Origin of the sequence: Sphingomonas sp. EC-HK361 (genome assembly GCF_902498785.1) — a bacterium.
In the GTDB taxonomy this organism is placed as follows: domain Bacteria; phylum Pseudomonadota; class Alphaproteobacteria; order Sphingomonadales; family Sphingomonadaceae; genus Sphingomonas.
Map to the genome: position 1 here is coordinate 216,055 of NZ_LR701493.1, position 18,197 is coordinate 234,251.

Below are 18,197 nucleotides of genomic sequence, written 5' to 3' on the forward strand. Positions count from 1 at the left end.
GAGAGATCATGGACAAGCACGAAACCGGCTCGGCGATCCTGAGCAACGAAGAGCGCACGCGGCACGAGCGCAGGCGCTTCCTCCAGGTGGCAGGCGGCAGCGCCGCGGCGGTCGGCGGACTGTCGCTGCTGGCGGCGTGCGGCGGCGACAGCTCGCCCACCCCGTCGCCGTCTCCCACGCCGACACCGACCTCTTCGCCGACCCCGACGCCCACCCCGACCTTCAGCCAGGCCGAGATCGATGTCCTGAACTTTGCGCTGAACGTCGCCTATATCGAGGCGCATTTCTACTGGCAGGCCGCGGTCGGCACCGCGCCGCAGGGGGTTTCGTTCGGCACGACGCCGGGCGCGGTGACGGGCGGTCGGCAGGTGGCCTTTACCGACGCGATCCTCCAGCAGAATGCGCGCGAACTCGCGCTGGACTGCGCCGCGCACATCTCGGTGCTGCGCAGCTTCCTTGGGGCGGCGGCGATCGACCAGCCGGCGATCAACATCGACGGCGGCGCGACCGGCGCCTTCACCAAGGCGGCGCAGGCGGCGGGGATCGTTGCGGCGGGGGCTACCTTCGATCCCTATGCCGGCGACGACAATTTCCTGCTTTCGGCCTTTCTGCTGACCGACGTCGTGCCGACCGCCTACAAGGGTGCGATCACGACGCTCGTCTACACCACGCTGATTGACGCGGCGGCGGGGCTGCACGGCGTGAAGAGCTATCACGCCGGGCTGCTCCGTTCGACGATCTACGCCAAGGGCGCGAGCAACGCATCGTTGCGGACGAACGCAGGATTGATCTCCGATGCGCGCGACTCGCTCGATGGCACGAGCGACCTCGACCAGGGCGTGACGAACACCGACGCGACGATATCGAACATCGTCGCGACCGACGGTAATGGCCTCATCTACTCGCGCACCCCGCAGCAGGTGCTCAACATCCTGTATCTGAACAAGGCGGCGGTAACGTCTGGGGGCTTCCTGCCCGCAGGCGCCAACGGCAACGTAAAGACGAGCGCCGCGAACTGAGCGCGGACGCCCTTGGATTGCTTCGGCAATCCAAGGAGACGTCACGGCGGACAGCGAGGGCGGCAAAGCCGTCCTCGTCTGACGCCGCGACGCTGGACGCAGCAATCCCGACCGCCTACAACGCCATCCATCCCCGGGGGACCGCTATCGCCGCGGTTGAGAGGAGGGCTGCAGCCCTCGACCCGCCGAACCTGATCCGGCTGACACCGGCGTAGGGAGGGAGCGGTCCATCGCCACCGGCCCGTTCTCCTCCGCAATTGGAGTTGAGAATTATGGCCGATATTGATTCCCCGATCTTGCGTTCGTCCGGTGGAAGCCCGCGGCAATCCGGCAGCGATATCGGCGTGACGACCGGGCCGATCCGCGGCAGTCGCAAGATTCATGTCGGGCCGCTCGGCGTTGCGATGCGCGCGATCGACCTGGAAGCCGGGTGCGGCGAACCGCCGCTCAACGTCTACGATACGTCCGGGCCTTACACCGATCCGAAGGTGCAGATCGACATCAACGCAGGCCTTCCCCGGCTTCGCCGCGAGTGGATCATGGCGCGCGGCGATGTCGAAGCCTATGACGCGCGCGAACTCCGCCCGGAGGATAATGGCCAGCTAGGACCCGATCGGTCGGGCGGCGTGCAGCCCTTTCCCAACGTCGTGACGCGGCCGCTGCGCGCAAAGCCCGGCGCGAATGTCAGCCAGATGCACTATGCTCGGCGCGGGATCATCACCCCGGAAATGGAATATGTCGCGATCCGCGAAAATCTCGGGCGCGAGATGCTGCGGAACCATGTTCGCGATGGCGAGAGCTTCGGCGCGGCCATTCCCGATTATGTGACCCCCGAATTCGTCCGTGACGAGGTTGCCCGCGGCCGCGCGATCATCCCGAACAACATCAACCATCCCGAATCCGAGCCGATGGCGATCGGCCGCAACTTCCTGGTGAAAATCAACGCCAATATCGGAAATTCGGCGGTGGCCTCGAATGTCGCGACCGAGGTCGATAAGCTCGTCTGGTCGATCCGCTGGGGCGCCGACACGGTCATGGACCTCAGCACCGGGCGCAATATCCACGATACCCGCGAATGGATCATCCGCAACTCGCCCGTCCCGATCGGGACCGTCCCCATCTATCAGGCGCTGGAAAAGGTCGGCGGCATCGCCGAGGATCTGACCTGGGACATCTTCCGCGACACCCTGATCGAGCAGGCCGAACAGGGCGTGGATTACTTCACCATCCACGCCGGCGTCCGCCTGCCCTACGTGCCGCTCACCGCGAAGCGCGTCACCGGCATTGTCAGCCGCGGCGGCTCGATCATGGCGAAATGGTGCCTCGCCCATCACAAGGAGAGCTTTCTCTACGAACGCTTCGACGAGATCACCGAGATCATGAAGGCTTATGACATCGCCTATTCGCTCGGGGATGGCCTGCGCCCCGGCTCGATCGCCGACGCCAATGACGAAGCGCAGTTCGCCGAGCTTTACACGCTTGGCGAGCTCACCCACCGCGCCTGGGCGCAGGACGTTCAGGTGATGATCGAGGGCCCCGGCCACGTGCCGATGCACAAGATCAAGGAGAATATGGACAAGCAGCTCGAGGTCTGCGGCGAGGCACCGTTCTACACGCTCGGGCCTCTGACGACCGACATCGCGCCCGGATACGACCACATTACCAGCGGTATCGGCGCGGCGATGATCGGCTGGTACGGCACCGCGATGCTCTGCTACGTCACGCCCAAGGAGCATCTGGGGCTGCCGGACCGCGACGACGTGAAGGTCGGCGTGGTGACCTACAAGCTCGCCGCCCACGCCGCCGATCTGGCGAAGGGGCATCCGGCCGCGAAGATGCGCGACGACGCGCTCAGCCGCGCGAGGTTCGAGTTCCGCTGGCGCGACCAGTTCAACCTGAGCCTCGATCCGGACACGGCGGAGCAGTATCACGACCAGACGCTTCCGGCAGAAGGCGCGAAGACGGCGCATTTCTGCTCGATGTGCGGGCCGAAATTCTGCTCGATGAAGATCACGCAGGAGGTCCGCGATTTTGCCGCGAAGCAGAATCAGGGCGCGGAGGGATTCCTCGCCGCGAGTCCCGCAATACCCGACGCCGAAGCGGGGATGGCCCAGATGAGCGATCGATTCCGCGATTCCGGGTCGGAAATCTACCTGAAGGATGCCGATTGACCTCAAGGTGATTCGCCAAGGTGCTCATCTGGCGCCTCGCAGAATGCCATCCAAGTGCCTGTAAATCCGTTCTTTTTCTTCATCTCTGCAACAAAATTGCAAAAAGTGTTTGACGGTGTTGGGGTGTGGTGGGTAGAGGGCTGTTCACCGGCGGCGGTGTCTCGGAAGGGATGGCGTTTCGGTCAGCGAAGCGACAAACCATCGAACATCGACGCTTGCAGCACCGCAAGCGCGCCGCCTAACATCAACCCCCAGACGAGGCCCGCACTCCACTAATTTACGCCGCGAGATGCGCCAAATGATCTGACGACGGACAATGGCTGTTCCTGTCCGATTAAATTATGAGCGGGGAGCGAAAGCGCCAATCTTGAGCTTCTCTTGGCGGTAGGTATTCGGATTGCCAGTATCGGCATCCAGTGCGTCCATCATCTTGTTGACCCGATTAGGACGGGGACCGGGACGGCCACGGCGGAGGAAGTCGGGCAGTTCAATGCCAAGGGCTTCCAAGGCAAAGCGAACGCCAATGGTTACACGGCGATCAGTGGAAGCAAGGTAGACCGCTACCCGGTCATTATTAATGCGGTTCATATCAACGGTTGCAATGGTCATGGTCGGTCCTTTAATTGATTGTGTACTGTCCTGACAAAAGACACAGATGCCCCGCTTATGGATAAGCGAAGCCAAGCGGATATATTGAAGCTATGGAAAGGGTACGCCTGCTAGCTACCAACTAGGGCAATGCTATAGCTAGCAGGCTGGCAATTGCTCAGGGCCGCTGGGAATTAGGGATTGATGAGCAATGCGTATGGTGAGGATGATGGCAGTCATTCCTCGGATAGGCTCAGGGTATGCATAGCGATCACCCGAACAGGAAAGGATGATAACTATCTGAGCCTATCAGAAGAATGAGACTGTGTATGGCATCCATGCTATCAAGCCGTAGAGTGCCAATGATCTATACTAATGTAGTATGATCGTTAGATTTGAGAGATGTAGCTGTATCCCGTGGTCCCCCCGGACAGATAGATAACCGGATTGAGTAAATCCGTTCTGTCACTATGGAGGAGCACTACAGCAGCATGATCGTTGAGTTTGATTAGCGCAGCTTGTATTGCCCGTGGTCCGATACCCTGCATCATCTAATCAAAGATGGCACAGCCCGTCGCTCTTAAGCTAAGCCTTGCGGCCTTCAGTATCTTAGCAGTTGCGTATGCCCTGCCGCTAATGCGGCTTACGGTGCTCCGGCTAAACGGACGCTGGCGGTGATGAATGGTGTATATTGCAAGACGGTACTGAATAGGACCGGATGTGAACGAGGATTTTCCTATATGCCATACGGTCCCATAATCGGTCCCGTCCCTGCCGCTACAGAATAAGCCCCGTACAGAGTCGCCACGGTATCCCGGCTAGGTCGATACCCTGAGCCTCCCATATCGAGTCTGGCGGGCCGTTTCCGGGCGATCTAGCCGGGTCGTCAGGCGGCTCGCTTCTCGACCCGTTGAATGGCAGCGCGGGATACCCCGTACTCGGCAGCGAGGACGCCAAGGGATACCCCCTCGCTACGGCGCTCGCGGATCGTAGCTTGCTGCTCGACCGTCAGGGCCGATGGCCTGCCAAGCGCCTTGCCCTCAGCCTTCGCACGGGTCAGCCCGGCTTGCGTCCGCTCTACCAGCAAGTCCCGTTCAAACTCAGCGACGGCAGCGATAACGCCCATGGTCATCTTGCCAGCGGGGCTAGTCAGATCGACGCCACCTAGGGCTAGGCAATGGACCTTCACCCCCTCCTTGGCGAGGCTATCGACTGTGCTGCGAACGTCCATGGCATTGCGGCCTAGCCGGTCTAGCTTGGTCACGATCAGAATATCCCCGGCTTCCAGCCTATCGACCAGCTTGGCAAAGCCCTTGCGCTCCATGGCAGCAACGGACCCGGATACCGTCTCAGCTACGATACGCTTGGGATCGACCTTGAAGCCTGCGGCCTCAATCTCCCTGACCTGATTATCGGTAGTCTGATCGGCAGTGCTGACGCGGCAGTAGGCGAAGGTGCGAGCCATAGCGGCCTCCTGTATCGAATAGGTGGCTCGCTATATCTGCTGTATCGATACGCCTGTCAAGCTAGGTTTGGATACAATGATCCAGCCTGTATCGTAACCGGTCGTTTTCGATGCAGTTATGCCAGCCTGATCGTAGCGCCCGATTTGTGCAGGGCATCCCGCAATGCCTCAGCCTCAGCGATCCCGGTTCACTCGGGCAAGTCGAGATAGAGCGACTTACCGCCTAGTCCGATATTCTCATTCAGATTGAGCAATAGGAAGCATGGCTGATCGGCCTCGCGTTCCTTGACCTCAGCCACATAATTCCGAGCCATTGCGTTCTCCCGTCATTCCATTCCCGACATGCTGGCGGGATCGGTCGGCAGGAGTATCATATTCGCCAACGGGCCGGGTAGGGATACGGGGGAACTAGGACGCTCAGAATAGTCTGATTACCCTCTCGCGTATCTCTAGCAAAAATAGGTCGTAGGCGGTTTGCCGCTGGCCTCAGAGGCCGTGAGCCTCAGCCTCCAACAGCATTCCTGCGACCCGATAGTCAGATGCCAGCAACTCAACCGATTTATGGGTGACGGTTTGGACCTTTCTCTTTTCTTTCTTATTTGGCTCAAATGAGGAAACCTCAAACTTACCCCGCTTAAACTCCCAGTCGCCATGTATTAGAGAGTTTCTGCGTCCGGTAGCTGCTCTCGTTTTATCGAGGGCTTTATTAATTCTAATCTTCTTGTCTTCATCAGGAACGCTATCCATGAGCGATCTAATCATATCAATCCGAGCGCCCATGTTGACGGTCGAATAGAATAGTGAAGATGCCTTCTTCTGCGATATGCCAGCCAGCTTTGCCAACAGCCTAATCATACTTTTCTCTAGAAGATTAGCGCGGACGACTAATACCCCAAGCGCCTTTAGTATCGCCGTATCATAATCCTGTCCAAAGTAAGTGCTTATCTCACCGCTACTATGAGGTTCTCCGGGTACGTTGACGTTGAATGCCTCACTGATTTTTGTGCGGTTTACCACAGGGGGTTGAGGCAATGCGGCTAGTGCTTCTGCAAGGCTACCTGCAAGCTCAGCAGCAAGATTGGGTCCAATTATCGTAACGAACTGATTGCCCGTTGGTGAGATAAAGCGAAACTCACAAGCGGCGATGCCGTCTCCGCCTAGGTAATTACCGGCGAAGGCCATCACCGTATCAAATGCTATTTGTATGCCCTGCACTTCGGCAGTTGGAGCGGTTTGATTTGCATTGGCCGCAAGGGATTGAAACTCCAGCGCTATAGTGTTCATTGCGCTAAGGTCTGCAACGAAATAGTTATTTACATTGTCGGTTCCTAGAAGGCCGAAATGCACCCGCGTTACGCCTTTGTCCCGGACCATCGCAAATCGGTGGAACCGCTGGATAGGAACGGACTTTGAAAACTCCTCGGGCAATTGCTCGGTAGAGGGCAGTTCCATCATTGCAGCGCCGATCTATCCAGTTGGGTATTTACAGGCTGCAAATCATAGGCACCACCCGCTTGAGTGCAACTGATCGAGTCCCTGTTGCGGACTCACATCGCCAAGCCCCTTGCCACGGCTAAGGGGAAACTGTTACATCAGGCATTGCCAACAGTGACAGCGGCCTAAATAAAAATCGTTGTTCCTCAGTGCCTTATGGGGATATCGGCAAAATCCTCTTCTGGGCACCATTATCATTCGCGTCAGCGAAAAGGCTGGATCGAACGGGCGTCGACGGCGACCATGGGCGGCGGCATGCCCTCATCGCGCGCCTTCTCGCGCGATAGGCCCCGAACTTCATTTGCTCGACAGCGCGGATTGCGCTGAGAGATGGAGACAATAGCCTGTAACGTCGCCGACGCGACGCAGCAAAGATTCGAAGAGACAGCGGGCGAGAGACTGCCGGAGAGGAATCGCGGCATGGCAACGCCGGTTCCGGTCGTTCCATATTATGCCGGTTCGTGGATCGGGCAGCGGTTGAACCGAGCGCGGAACTGCGCCGAATGCTCATACGGCGTCTTGCGCGCACGGTTGATGTTGCCGAGCGGGCGGTGCGCCTCGAGGCCGAGCCAGATCGAGAAGCGCATTTCCTCGTCGACCTCCTGCACAAGCTCCGGGCTCCAGCTGTCCTGCGGCTCGGCGCGGATCGTCGCGACCGTCTGGAACGGCGCGTCGGCCTCCTTCCACTCGACGGTCGAATCCTCGATCGGCTGCTTCTCGAGATCGCGGCACAGCTGGACGCGCAGCTCCCAGACCATGTCCAGAACCTGCGTTTCGGATCGCATGACCTCGCGCAGCGCGTCCGGCCGCCCGCTCGCGTCGATCGTGGTGCCGGTCTGGTCGGTCAGCCCCTTCGACACGGGCACGACCGCGAACTTGGCGATATAGTCACCATAGCGGAACGGCGTGACGCTGAAATAGGTCTCGCCGAGCGGATCGCTGTTCGGTGCTCCGCCCAGCGTCTGGACCGTTGGACTCTCGATCCCGACCGCCGACAGGACGGCGTTGACGCCCCGCAGGACCGAGGACATCGTTTCCTTGGTTCCTTCGGCACGGTCGGTCGTCTTCACCAGCAGCTTGAGGTTGCCGAGGAACTGATCCGCGGTCTTGTTCTGAAACACCGGCCCGTTGACCATCACGAAGTTCTGCGTGCGCCCTTCTGCGTCGGGCAGGCGCTCGCCATCGACGTCGAGCACCTTGAGCGCCAGCCCGCGCGGCAGGCTGACCGTGTCGGGCAGGATGTCACCGGCGTTGGTCGAGATGCGCATGAAGACGCGGTGCTCGCCCGGCGTTGTGAACATCCCCTGCGCGAGTTCGGGCGAAAGGCCGTCATGGATCGTCATCACGCCGGCCAGAATGCCGTGCGCCTTGGCATGGACCGAGCGGACGGCGTGGCCGTAATCTTTAGCGGTCTTGTCGAGCAGCTGGTCGAACGCCGCGTTGATGTCGGCGATCGTCTGCTGCTCGTCGGACTCGACGGTTTCAACCGCAGGAGAGAAGCGGACCGGCGGTGGCAGCGTCATGAGAGTCTCCCGGATAATCGACTCCCAACTCGGGCACACGCCACCGTGTTCCCGTAGTTAATCTGGATCATAGAGAGCGTTGCAAACCGAGTCGCACCGATGATCGCTCCCCGCGTGCCGGCCTGCCTCGACCGGTCACACGATATGCAAGGGATCGATCGCGCTCTGGGTGTTGGCGCCGGACAGCAGCACCGACTGGTCGAAGACACCGTCGCCATTGCCGTCCCAGAACAGCCATCCGTCGGTCGCGCCGGCGACGAAGGTGATATGCCCCGCGCTTTGGGTGAGCTTGGCGGCGGTAAGGGCGTCGGCGAAATTGTTGGTCGCGATGGTCGTCGCGGTGAAGTCCGCAGGCGCCAGGCTGCCGTTCACGACATCGAGGTCGATGACGTCGCCCTCGCTCGCCTTGAAGTCGGTGATGCGGTCGTAGCTGGCGCTGTTGAGCGTGGTATCGCCGAAGTTGAACACGAACGTATCGGCCTCGGTCCCGCCGGTCAGCGTATCCTTGCCTGCGCCGCCGATGAGCGTGTCATTGCCGGCCTTGCCGAGAAGCGTGTCGGCCCCCGCACCGCCATCGAGCCGGTCATTGCCCACCCCGCCGTCCAAAGTGTCGAGCCCGTCCTCGCCGAAGAGCCGGTCGTCGCCGGCATTGCCGGACAGCGTGTCGTTGCCCGCACCGCCCCACAGGCCGTTGTTCGCGCCGTTGCCGGTGATGGTGTTGTTGAGCTCGTTTCCGCGCCCGTCGATCGCGTCGGTGCCGGTCAGCGTCAGCTTCTCGACCTCGGCGGGCAGGCTGTAGGTGATCGCGGAGAAGATCTGATCGGTCGTGCCGCCGTTCGCCAGCTCCACCACCTGGTCGCCCGCATCGTCGACATAATAGCTGTCATTGCCGTCGCCGCCGGTCATCGTGTCGGCGCCGGTGCCGCCGTCGAGCGTGTCGTCGCCCGTCCCGCCGATCAGCGTGTCGGTGCCGTCGCCGCCATAAAGCCGGTCGTTGCCGTCGCCGCCGTCGAGCGTGTCGTTGCCGCCCATCCCGTAAAGCGTGTCGGCACCGAGCCCACCTTCCAGCCGGTTGGCGGCATCGTTCCCGGTGATGATGTTGGCCAGATCGTTACCATAGCCGTTGAGCGCGGCGGTGCCGGTGAGCGTCAGATTCTCGACCTGATCGGCGAGCCGGTAGCTGACCGAGGCATAGACGAGATCGGTGCCGCCGCCGGCAAGTTCGATCACCCGGTCGTCATTGCCCGCATAGCCGTCGTCGGAGAAGGTATCAACGTAGAAGGTGTCGTTGCCCGCACCCCCGTCCATGTAGTCGGCGCCGGCCCCGCCATCGATGATGTCGTTGCCGGCGAGCGCATAGATGGTGTCGCCCAGCGCGGTCGTCTGATAGCCGACGACGGTCGTGGTCGGGCTGATCGTGTTGTTGCCCGACGTGCCGGTGATCGTGCGACCGACCTCGTTCACGTCGGTGACGCTGACCGACAGGAGCTGATCGACGACATTCAGCCCGTCGGTCGCGCGGACGGTGACCTGGTAGATGCCGTTCGCATCGGCATCGAGCGGATGCTCGAAATCGGGGGCCGACAGGAAGGATAGCGCGCCGGTCGCCGGATCGATGGTGAAGAGCGCCGCATCCGCGCCGCCCGCGATGGCGTAGGTCGGGACGGTGCCGTCGGCATCGGTCGCGGTCACAATCGTCACCGCGGTGCCGTTCTCCGCGATGCCGAGGGACGCGGTGCCACCGCCGCCGTTCGAGGTGATGACGGGGGCGTTGTCGTTGACGTTGGCGATGGTGATCGACAGCGCCTGGGCGACGCTGTTCGTGCCGTCGCTCGCGCTCACCACGACCTGATAGATGCGGTCATGGTCGCTGTCGCCGGGTGCCTCGTAATCCGGCGGGGTGATGAAAGTGAGCCGCCCCGTCGCCGCATCGACCGCGAAGAGCGCCGCATCGGCACCGCCGGTGATCGTGTAGGAAAGCGCGTCGCCATCGGCATCGCTCGCCGCGATCGTCGTGGCTGCGGTCACGTTCTCGTTGACCGTGAAGGAAGCCGCCAGCGCCCCGCCGAACGACGTCAGGGCGGGGGCGTTGTCGTTCACATTGCCGACCGTCACGCTGAGCGCTTGGCTGTCGGTGTTGTTGCCGTCGCTCGCCTGGACGACGACGTCATAGACATTGTCGTGATTGGCATCGCCCGGATTTTCGAAGTCGGGGGCGTTTTTGAAGGTCAGCGCGCCGGTCGCGGGATCGATCGCGAACAGCGCAGCGTCCGCGCCGCCGATGATCGCAAAGGCCAGCGTCGGGCCATCGGCATCGGTCGCAGTGACGGTCGTGACGGCGGTCAGGTTCTCGTTGACCGTGATCGCCGCGGTCGCACCGCCGCCGTTGGACGTGATGACCGGGGCAAAGCCATCGGGCACGTCGCGAACGTTCACCGACAGGTCCTGCGTATCGACCCCGCCATTGCCGTCGTTCACCGCGACCACGACACGGTAGACGTTGTCGCCGTTGGCATCCGATGGGCTCTCGAAATTGGGCGCCGTGATGAAGCTCAGCACACCCGTGACGGGATCGACGGTGAATAGCGCCGCATCCGCGCCGCCAGCGATCGTGAAGGTCAGCGTCTGCCCCGCGTCCTGATCGGTGGCAGTGACCGTCGTGACCAGTGTCGCATTCTCGTCGATATCGAGCGAGGCCGCCGCGCCGCTGCCGTTCGAGGTGATGACTGGCAGATAGTTGAGCAGCGTCGACGATACCGTCGTATCGGCAAAGGCGAAGAATTCGACATTGCGAATCGTCTTCGTCCCCTCGGGCGATCCGCCGCGCATGTCGGTCGCGATGAAACTCCCGTCAGTCTGCAGCGCGAATTGATAATCCGCCCGGTTGCCCGCGAACACCACCGTATCGATATCGGCACTGCCGTCGATGATGTCGTTGCCCGCGCCGGCGACGATCGTGTCGTTGCCTGCTCCGCCGTGCACGTAATCGTTGCCGGTGCCGCCATCGAGATAATCGTCGCCCGACCCGCCATAAAGCTCGTCATCGCCGCCGCCGCCATACAGCCGGTCCGCGCCGGCATCGCCGTTCAGCGTGTCGTTGCTCGTCGTATCGGCATCGTCGCCGTAGAGCAGGTCGTCGCCCGAGCCGCCCGACATGTTGTCGCCGCCGGCCTGGCCATAAAGGATGTCGTTGTCGTCGCCCCCGGTCATCTTGTCGCTGCCGCGGCCGCCATACAAAATATCGTTGCCGGCGCCGCCGTCGATCGTGTCGTCGCCCGCGATGCCGTTGAAACCCAGATCGTCGCCGTAGAGCAGATCGTCGCCGGTCCCGCCGAAGATCGTGTCGCTACCGCGCCAGCCGAAGATGATGTCGTTGCCGGCATCACCTTCCAGCGTGTCCTTGCCCGCCCCGCCGATGATGATGTCGTTGCCGCCCTGGCCGTGGATCGCCGCGGCCTTCGCGTAATCGACTCCGCCGGCGCCGTGCGCGGTCAGATCGATGATATCGTCGCCGTCCCCCATCCAGAATTGTTCGATGTTGCTGAACCCGCCGAACCCGCCCGCAATCGCACCATTATTGTAGAACAGCGCGTCTGCGACATTGGAGGCATAGACGATGTCCGTCCCTTCGCCGCCGTTCAGCAAATCCATCGAGATCTGCACGTTGGGCGCGATGATCTGATACGCCGTGCCGCTGCCGGTCAGGATGCCGGTGCTCCAGACGAGCTGCGACAGTGTCGCGTCGGCGCGCAGATGGTCGAAATTGGGGTCTTTGGTAAACGGAAAGAACAGATCACGCCCGGTCGTGCCGTTGGCGATCGAGCTGCCAAGTGTGTTGTAATAATCGGCCATCGCCCGGTCCCTCGAAAGATTCACCCGCGACGAATTCTATCGGGCGCCGCTTCGATCAACGAAGGACCATTTCGGCCCGGCCGAAATAGAAGGCGAGTGCTCATTCGGGGGAGACTAAGCCCTTTGGACCAGCGTCGGTCGCGCCGCGTCGCTGACCGCTCTGCCTCCTGCCCCGTATCTTGACGCGGCCATGCTCGCGACAACGCACAGAAAAAACCCGCCCCCCCAGTCGGACAGGGACGGTGAGCCTGAGGGTCCATTAACCTCTTTGTGATTAGCACACGCTGTGATGGGACGGACGAAATCCTGGGTGCGGCGCGCATGGCCGCCCTGTCTTTTGGGGCTGGCCTATTACGCGGTCGCCGCAGTCTCGCTCGCGCTGACGAAAGGCAGCGACGGGATCGCGACGATCTGGCCGCCCAGCGGGCTGCTGCTCGCGGCGGTCCTGATCCTTCCCGGCCGCCGGATCATGCCCTTTGCCATCGCCGCGGCGGCGGGCAGCGTCTTGGCCAATCTGCTCGCGGGGACGCAAGCCTGGGTCGCCGCCGGCTTCACCGTCGCCAATATCACAGAGGCGCTGACCGCCGGCCTCCTGCTGCGCCGGCGCCAGCCGGTTCGACTTTCCTTCATCGATCCGCGCGGGCTGTCCCGCTTCTTCGCGGCAACGCTCGCCGCGGCGGCGGTCAGCGCCGCGATCGCGGCATGCGTCGATCCTGCCAGCGACTGGCGCTTCACCCTGTCGTGGTTCACCACGGTCTGGCTGGGCATGCTGCTGGTCACGCCGCTGCTCCACGCGTCGTTCGAGCTTTCGACCTCGCCCCGCGCCAAGACCGAAACGGGCAGCGTGAGGGATATCGCATGGATCGCGGCGCTGACCTTGGCGGCAAGCGCGGAGACCTTCTTTAGATCGCCCTATCCGATCCTGTTCGTGCCGATGATCGTCATCATCATCGCCGTCCTGCGCGCCGGCGCGCTGGGCGGCATCGTCAGCATGACCATCACCGCAACGATCGGGTCGATCGCCATCGGCACGCATAGGGGAACGGCCCTCCTCGCCGGGGGAAGCCATCAGAGCGACGTCCTGTTCTATCAGGTCTACCTGCTCGCGCTGTTCGCCTCGGCGCTGCCGATGGCGACGCTGCTCGCCGCGCGCGACCGTTTGCGGCTGGACCTGGCGGAGCGCCTGCGCCTGCTCGACCAGGCCGAGAAGATCGCGCAACTCGGGCACTGGCGCGTCGATCCGACGACCCGGGCGATCTTCTGGTCGCCCGAGGTGTTTCGAATCCACGGCCGGACCGAAGAAACCCCGCCGGCGATCGACGAAGCGATCAACGCCTATCATCCGGACGATCGCGCGCGGGTCGCCGCGATCGTCGAAGATGCCCTACGCGATGGCCTTCCCTTCGAATTCGAGGCGAGGATCGTTCGCCCCGATGGCGTGGTCCGGCATGTCGTCTCCCGCGGCGAGCGCGATTTTTCCTCGCGGGACAACGCGATCGGCCTGTTCGGCCTGATCCAGGACATCACCGATCAGGTCGCGGCGCGCCGGATCCTGAAAGAGGCGCGCGATGCCGCCGAAAAATCGGCACAGGCGGCGCAGCTGCTGGCCGAAACCGATCCGCTGACGGGGCTCGCGAACCGCCGCCGGATCGTCGGCCACCTGACGCACCAGCTCGCCGTGGTGGCGAAGGATCGCAGCGACCTCGCGGTGGTCATCTTCGACATCGATCATTTCAAGGCGATCAACGACAATTTCGGGCACGCGATCGGCGATCTTGTCCTGCGCCGTGTGGCTGTCGCTGCGGCCGCCGGGCTGCGCAGCACCGACATGCTCGGGCGCTATGGCGGGGAAGAGTTCGTCCTCGTCCTTGCCGACGCTCCGGCCGACGTAGCGACGCGGATCGCCGAGCGGGTGCGAGGCGCGGTCGAAAGCAGCGGCGGCGACGGCGATAGCGACCCCAGGGTCACCGTGAGCCTCGGCATCGCGATCGTGTCCCCGGGCGAGACGCTCGATGCGATCCTGCGAAGGGCGGATGCGGCACTTTACGAAGCCAAGAACGCCGGCCGCAACTGCCTGTGCCTCGCTGCGTGACCGCGCCTAGCGCTTCAGGCCGCTCCGCGATCGCCTGAGCGACGCTTGCGGACCCGGCTCGACCGGCAAGGCATCGTTATCGGCCCGGTCGAAAGGGGCCGGGCGGGACAGTGCATTACCCGCCTCGACCGCCGCGTCGCTCGACCCGCGGATGACGAGCGAAGGGGGCAATTTCAGCGACGGCATCGCATCACCGATCATGCGCGCGAGCAGCCGATCGACCATCGCCTTTGCGCCGCCCGCGAAATCCTGGCGCACCGTCGTGATCCGCGGCACGGTCTGCCGGGCCAGCGGCAAATCGTCATAGCCGACGACCCGCACCGCCTCCGGCACCCGGATCCCGTGATCCGCCAGCGCGCGCAGGGTCATCATCGCGATCACGTCGGAGCCTGCGAAGATGCCGTCGATCACCGCGCCGTGCTTGTCGAGATGCGCGCCGATCTCCGCATACATCACATCGGCGGCCAGGTGCGTTTCGAGCAGGACCGGCGGCGCAGCCCCGGCCGCCGCGGTGGCGGCAGACAGCCCGGCGAAGCGCAGTCCGAATTCGGGCGCGCGCACGTCGCCGAGGAAGGCGATGCGCGTGGCGCCGGTCGAAAGCAGATGCTCCCCCGCCAGCCGGCCACCGCGAAAATTGTCGGTGCCCACCGAACAATGCACTTGCCCCTCGGCCAGATCGCCCCACACGACGAGCGGCAGATAGCGCTCGGCGACCCGTTCGATCGCATCGCGCTGATCCGACTGGCCGAGCAGCAGCACGCCGTCCAGCATCCCCGAATCGACGATCCGCTCCAGCCAGTCGGGCGCGTCCGGGATCACGCGCGACAGCATGAGATCATAGCCGATCTCGGTCAGCGCATCGCCGAGATGACCGAGCATCAGCATGAAGAACGGATCGGACAGATGCTGGCGCCGCTCATGCCCAAGCGGCACGACGACCCCGATCACCCCGGTGCGCTTCGTGCGCAGCCGGCTCGCCATCTGGTTGAGCCGGAAATCGTGGCGCGTCGCGAGCGCCTGGATCCGCGCGCGCGTGCCCGGATTGACGAGCGGCGAGTCCGCCAGCGCACGCGACACCGTGCCCGCCGAGACGCCGGCGACCCGGGCGAGGTCGACGATCGTGCGGACGCGCGTTTCGGGCTTCCCGCGCGGGTGTTCGGTGACGGGCATTGCCATCGGTATAGCGCGCATGCGCGTCGTGCCAACGACGAAACGATTCCGTTGCCCGCCCGCGCAACAAACGTTTGCAATGGCTTCCCGATTAAGTATGTTTCGGCACTATCCAGGGACGAGCCGGCCGCGAGAACGAGCCAGCCGAAAAGGAGGAGAGGGCATGATCAAGACCCGTCACATGAGCATCCGCGCCATGCTGCTGCTCGGCGCCGCCCTTCCCGCGCTGCCCGCGGCGGCGCAGGTCGCGCCCGCGCCCGAGACTCAGGCCGATCCGCAGGCTGCCGCACAGACACCCGCGCCCGAGCCGCAGGACGAGGACATCGTCGTTACCGGCCAGACGACGCGCAACCGCCCGCTCATTACCGCATCGGCCGACATCACCCTTGCCAATCGCGACGATATCGATCGAAAGGCGCCGCGATCGACCGCCGACATGCTCGAGCTCGTGCCCGGCATCTTCGTCGAGGGCACGGCGGGCGCGATCTCGAACAACTATTCGGTGCGCGGCCTGCAGGGCGGCGGCCAGCGCTTCGTCCAGCTTGAGGAAGACGGTCTGCCGATCCTCTACAGCGGCGGCGGCGCGGACTTCTTCTTCGATCAGGATCTGACGATCGACCGGCTGGAAGCGGTGAAGGGCGGATCGTCGGGCGTGCTGACCGTCAACGGCGCAGGCGCCACCATCAACTTCATCTCCAAGCGCCCCAATTTCAGCCGCGCCGAGGGAATGGCGCGGGTCACGGCGTATAATTACGGGCTGAAGCGCGGCGATTTCTATTATTCGCAGCCGATCACCGACAATCTGGCCTTCAACATCGGCGGCTATGTCCAGTCGAGCCCGGGCGTCCGCAAGAACCCGTTCGACTATCAGGGTTACCGCGTGAAGGGCGCGCTGGAATACAAGTTCGACGATGGCGGCTATGTCCGCGTCACGGCCAAGGGCGGCAATGTCGAGAACGCCTATTATGCCGACCAGCCCTATCGCTTCACCGACGGCAAGCCGGCCGGCATCCCCAGCCTGGACACCCAGTTCGGCAATGTCGGTGGCGACGCGTTTTCGAACATCGCGGTCCCGGTCTCGACCTTCGCGCATCCCAGCGGCTTTCGCGATTTCCGCTACCGCGACGGCGTGAAGGCGAAGACCGCGCAAATCCGGCTCGACATCGAAAAGCCGGTCGGTGATTCGTTCAATCTCTTCGCGCGCGGCCGCTACCTCAAATATTCCTACGACTTCAACGGCCTGTTCCCCGGTTCCGGCACCGGCAATGCGGGGCTGACCAGCGCGGTCAACTATCTCAATCCCAACGGCACGCTGACCGCGGGCGCCGATCCGACGAATTGCGCCAGCTACACCTATACCTCGCCGATCGGGCAGGTGCTGTGCCTGGGCGGACAGGCATTCCCCAACACCGTGCGCTACGGCATCAAGAACCTGCGCACCGGCGTGTTGCTCGGATCGAACCAGACCGCCGAGCTGAACGCGCTCAACAACAACGGCTTCCTCCAGCGCACGACGCTCAACCACGACTATATCGACGGCAAGGACTTCGGCATGAATGTCGGAGGGACGTGGGAATATGAAAGCGGCGGCTTCAAGAACTCGCTGACAGCCGGCGTGATGTATTACAACGTCAAACGCTTCCAGGATCAGTCCGCGACCGCGAGCGTCGTCAACGACGTCAAGACCAACAGCGACATCTACGACATCGTCGCGCTGGACGCGAACAACAACGTCGTCGGCACGCTCAGCGACAACGGCCTCGTCTCGTACGGCGATTGGGGCGCCGGCATCCGCCAGCGCAACGACTCCACCGTATCGCTCTACGCGAACGACGAATTGTCGTTCGGCGATCTTCACATCGACGGCGGCATCCGCTGGGAAAGCGACAGTGCGACCGCGATCGACGGCAACACCGCCGCCACGAACCAGGCGGTGCAGCCCGGCGTCGTGGGTGTCATCCGCAACGTCGGCTCGACCTTCGACGGCACCTACACGACGCGCAAGAAAACGCAGTCCAAACTGGCCTATACGGTGGGCGCGAACTATCAGCTCACGCCCAATTTCGCCGTTTATGCGCGCTACGCCAACGGCTTCCAGACCAACAACGTCGATCCGATCACCACGATCGAACTCTACGAAGCAGGGGTGCGCGGCCAGTATGGCCGGTTCTTCAGCGGATCGGCGACGGTGTTCCGCACCAACTTCCGCAACCAGAACTACAACTTCGCCGATCCCACGAACCCGACGATCCAGAGCAACATCAATGCCGACCTGCGCACCAAGGGTATCGAGATCGACCTGAACGTCCGCCCGATCGACTGGTTCTCGATCGATTTCCAGGGCGTGTTCCAGGAGCCGAAGCTCGTCAATCTGGCGATCAACGGCGCCAACCAGGAAGGCTTCGAGGGCAATCGCCCCGAGCGGACGCCCGCGAAGCTCTTTACGATCACCCCGGCGATCAAACTTCCGAACGGTCTCGGCGAAATCTACGGCCGCTACAAATATATCGGGCGGATCTTCGCCGATGCGGGCAATGGCGTCGCGCTGCCGAGCTACGGCGTGACCAGCGCTGGCGTCACGCTGAACCTGAGCGACTCGATCCAGGCCAATTTCAACGCCGACAACATCTTCAACGTCATCGGCCTGACCGAGGGCAATCCGCGGCAGGGGCAGACCCAGGCGATCACCGATGGCTATTTCTACGCGCGCGGGATCGTTGGGGCGACCTATGGCGGGTCGATCACGTTGAAGTTCTAAGCTTTTCGAAGCGGGGACGACCGGGCGGCGGGCGCAAATCGCGTTCCGCCGCTCTGCATTGGGCG

The 18,197-nt window shown here is 63.0% G+C and carries 11 protein-coding genes and 1 riboswitch; of the genes, 4 read left to right on the forward strand and 7 right to left on the reverse strand.

The genetic code is table 11. The annotated features are described in order from the left end of the window. Positions 1-8: 8 nt before the first annotated feature. Both BOS5A_RS02495 and thiC read left to right on the forward strand, forming a co-directional pair. Complete coding sequence (locus tag BOS5A_RS02495; protein WP_151953647.1) at positions 9-1,019, forward strand: ferritin-like domain-containing protein; 1,011 nt, start codon at positions 9-11, stop codon at positions 1,017-1,019. A 124-nt stretch (positions 1,020-1,143) separates the two neighbouring features. Continuing rightward, positions 1,144-1,254, forward strand: a riboswitch (TPP riboswitch). Positions 1,255-1,291: 37 nt separating this feature from the next. Beyond that, positions 1,292-3,190: a phosphomethylpyrimidine synthase ThiC gene (gene thiC, locus BOS5A_RS02500; RefSeq protein WP_151953648.1), complete on the forward strand. Its 1,899-nt coding sequence runs from the start codon at positions 1,292-1,294 to the stop codon at positions 3,188-3,190. 339 nt (positions 3,191-3,529) lie between these two features. Here thiC and BOS5A_RS02505 read toward each other — a convergent pair whose 3' ends face one another. The 6 genes from BOS5A_RS02505 to BOS5A_RS16085 form a co-directional block, all read right to left on the reverse strand. Then, positions 3,530-3,799 carry a hypothetical protein gene (locus BOS5A_RS02505; protein ID WP_151953649.1) on the reverse strand — a complete coding sequence of 90 codons (270 nt, stop codon included), beginning with the start codon at positions 3,797-3,799 and terminating at the stop codon, positions 3,530-3,532. Positions 3,800-4,664: 865 nt separating this feature from the next. Beyond that, a complete protein-coding gene (locus BOS5A_RS02510; RefSeq protein ID WP_151953650.1) occupies positions 4,665-5,243 on the reverse strand; it encodes a recombinase family protein in 579 nt (192 codons plus the stop codon). Positions 5,244-5,431: 188 nt separating this feature from the next. Next, a complete protein-coding gene (locus BOS5A_RS16215; protein WP_267903804.1) occupies positions 5,432-5,557 on the reverse strand; it encodes a hypothetical protein in 126 nt (41 codons plus the stop codon). 172 nt (positions 5,558-5,729) lie between these two features. Continuing rightward, the gene (locus BOS5A_RS02515) at positions 5,730-6,698 is read right to left on the reverse strand and encodes a hypothetical protein (RefSeq protein WP_151953651.1); all 969 of its coding nucleotides are present in this window, start codon (positions 6,696-6,698) and stop codon (positions 5,730-5,732) included. Positions 6,699-7,186: 488 nt separating this feature from the next. Next, on the reverse strand, positions 7,187-8,260 hold the full coding sequence (locus BOS5A_RS02520; protein WP_151953652.1) for a catalase family protein: 1,074 nt from the start codon (positions 8,258-8,260) through the stop codon (positions 7,187-7,189). A gap of 135 nt (positions 8,261-8,395) precedes the next feature. Further along, positions 8,396-12,112 carry a beta strand repeat-containing protein gene (locus BOS5A_RS16085; protein WP_151953653.1) on the reverse strand — a complete coding sequence of 1,239 codons (3,717 nt, stop codon included), beginning with the start codon at positions 12,110-12,112 and terminating at the stop codon, positions 8,396-8,398. A gap of 289 nt (positions 12,113-12,401) precedes the next feature. Between BOS5A_RS16085 and BOS5A_RS02530 the strand changes: the two genes are divergently transcribed. Next, on the forward strand, positions 12,402-14,204 hold the full coding sequence (locus tag BOS5A_RS02530) for a sensor domain-containing diguanylate cyclase (protein ID WP_151953654.1): 1,803 nt from the start codon (positions 12,402-12,404) through the stop codon (positions 14,202-14,204). 6 nt (positions 14,205-14,210) lie between these two features. Here the strand turns inward: BOS5A_RS02530 and BOS5A_RS02535 are convergent, their stop codons facing one another. Continuing rightward, entirely contained in the window at positions 14,211-15,374 is a 1,164-nt protein-coding gene (locus tag BOS5A_RS02535) for a LacI family DNA-binding transcriptional regulator (RefSeq protein ID WP_199857176.1), read from the reverse strand. Between the two features lie 163 nt (positions 15,375-15,537). Here BOS5A_RS02535 and BOS5A_RS02540 point away from each other — a divergent pair, with 163 nt between their 5' ends. Then, positions 15,538-18,132 carry a TonB-dependent siderophore receptor gene (locus BOS5A_RS02540; RefSeq protein ID WP_234419164.1) on the forward strand — a complete coding sequence of 865 codons (2,595 nt, stop codon included), beginning with the start codon at positions 15,538-15,540 and terminating at the stop codon, positions 18,130-18,132. Positions 18,133-18,197: the final 65 nt, after the last annotated feature.

What these genes read in the sequence shown, in the direction of transcription:
- BOS5A_RS02495 (WP_151953647.1), top strand. Translation starts at nt 9, where the DNA reads ATGGACAAGCACGAAACCGGCTCGGCGATCCTGAGCAACGAAGAGCGC.
- thiC (WP_151953648.1), top strand. Translation starts at nt 1,292, where the DNA reads ATGGCCGATATTGATTCCCCGATCTTGCGTTCGTCCGGTGGAAGCCCG.
- BOS5A_RS02505 (WP_151953649.1), bottom strand. Translation starts at nt 3,799, where the DNA reads ATGACCATTGCAACCGTTGATATGAACCGCATTAATAATGACCGGGTA.
- BOS5A_RS02510 (WP_151953650.1), bottom strand. Translation starts at nt 5,243, where the DNA reads ATGGCTCGCACCTTCGCCTACTGCCGCGTCAGCACTGCCGATCAGACT.
- BOS5A_RS16215 (WP_267903804.1), bottom strand. Translation starts at nt 5,557, where the DNA reads ATGGCTCGGAATTATGTGGCTGAGGTCAAGGAACGCGAGGCCGATCAG.
- BOS5A_RS02515 (WP_151953651.1), bottom strand. Translation starts at nt 6,698, where the DNA reads ATGATGGAACTGCCCTCTACCGAGCAATTGCCCGAGGAGTTTTCAAAG.
- BOS5A_RS02520 (WP_151953652.1), bottom strand. Translation starts at nt 8,260, where the DNA reads ATGACGCTGCCACCGCCGGTCCGCTTCTCTCCTGCGGTTGAAACCGTC.
- BOS5A_RS16085 (WP_151953653.1), bottom strand. Translation starts at nt 12,112, where the DNA reads ATGGCCGATTATTACAACACACTTGGCAGCTCGATCGCCAACGGCACG.
- BOS5A_RS02530 (WP_151953654.1), top strand. Translation starts at nt 12,402, where the DNA reads ATGGGACGGACGAAATCCTGGGTGCGGCGCGCATGGCCGCCCTGTCTT.
- BOS5A_RS02535 (WP_199857176.1), bottom strand. Translation starts at nt 15,374, where the DNA reads ATGCCCGTCACCGAACACCCGCGCGGGAAGCCCGAAACGCGCGTCCGC.
- BOS5A_RS02540 (WP_234419164.1), top strand. Translation starts at nt 15,538, where the DNA reads ATGATCAAGACCCGTCACATGAGCATCCGCGCCATGCTGCTGCTCGGC.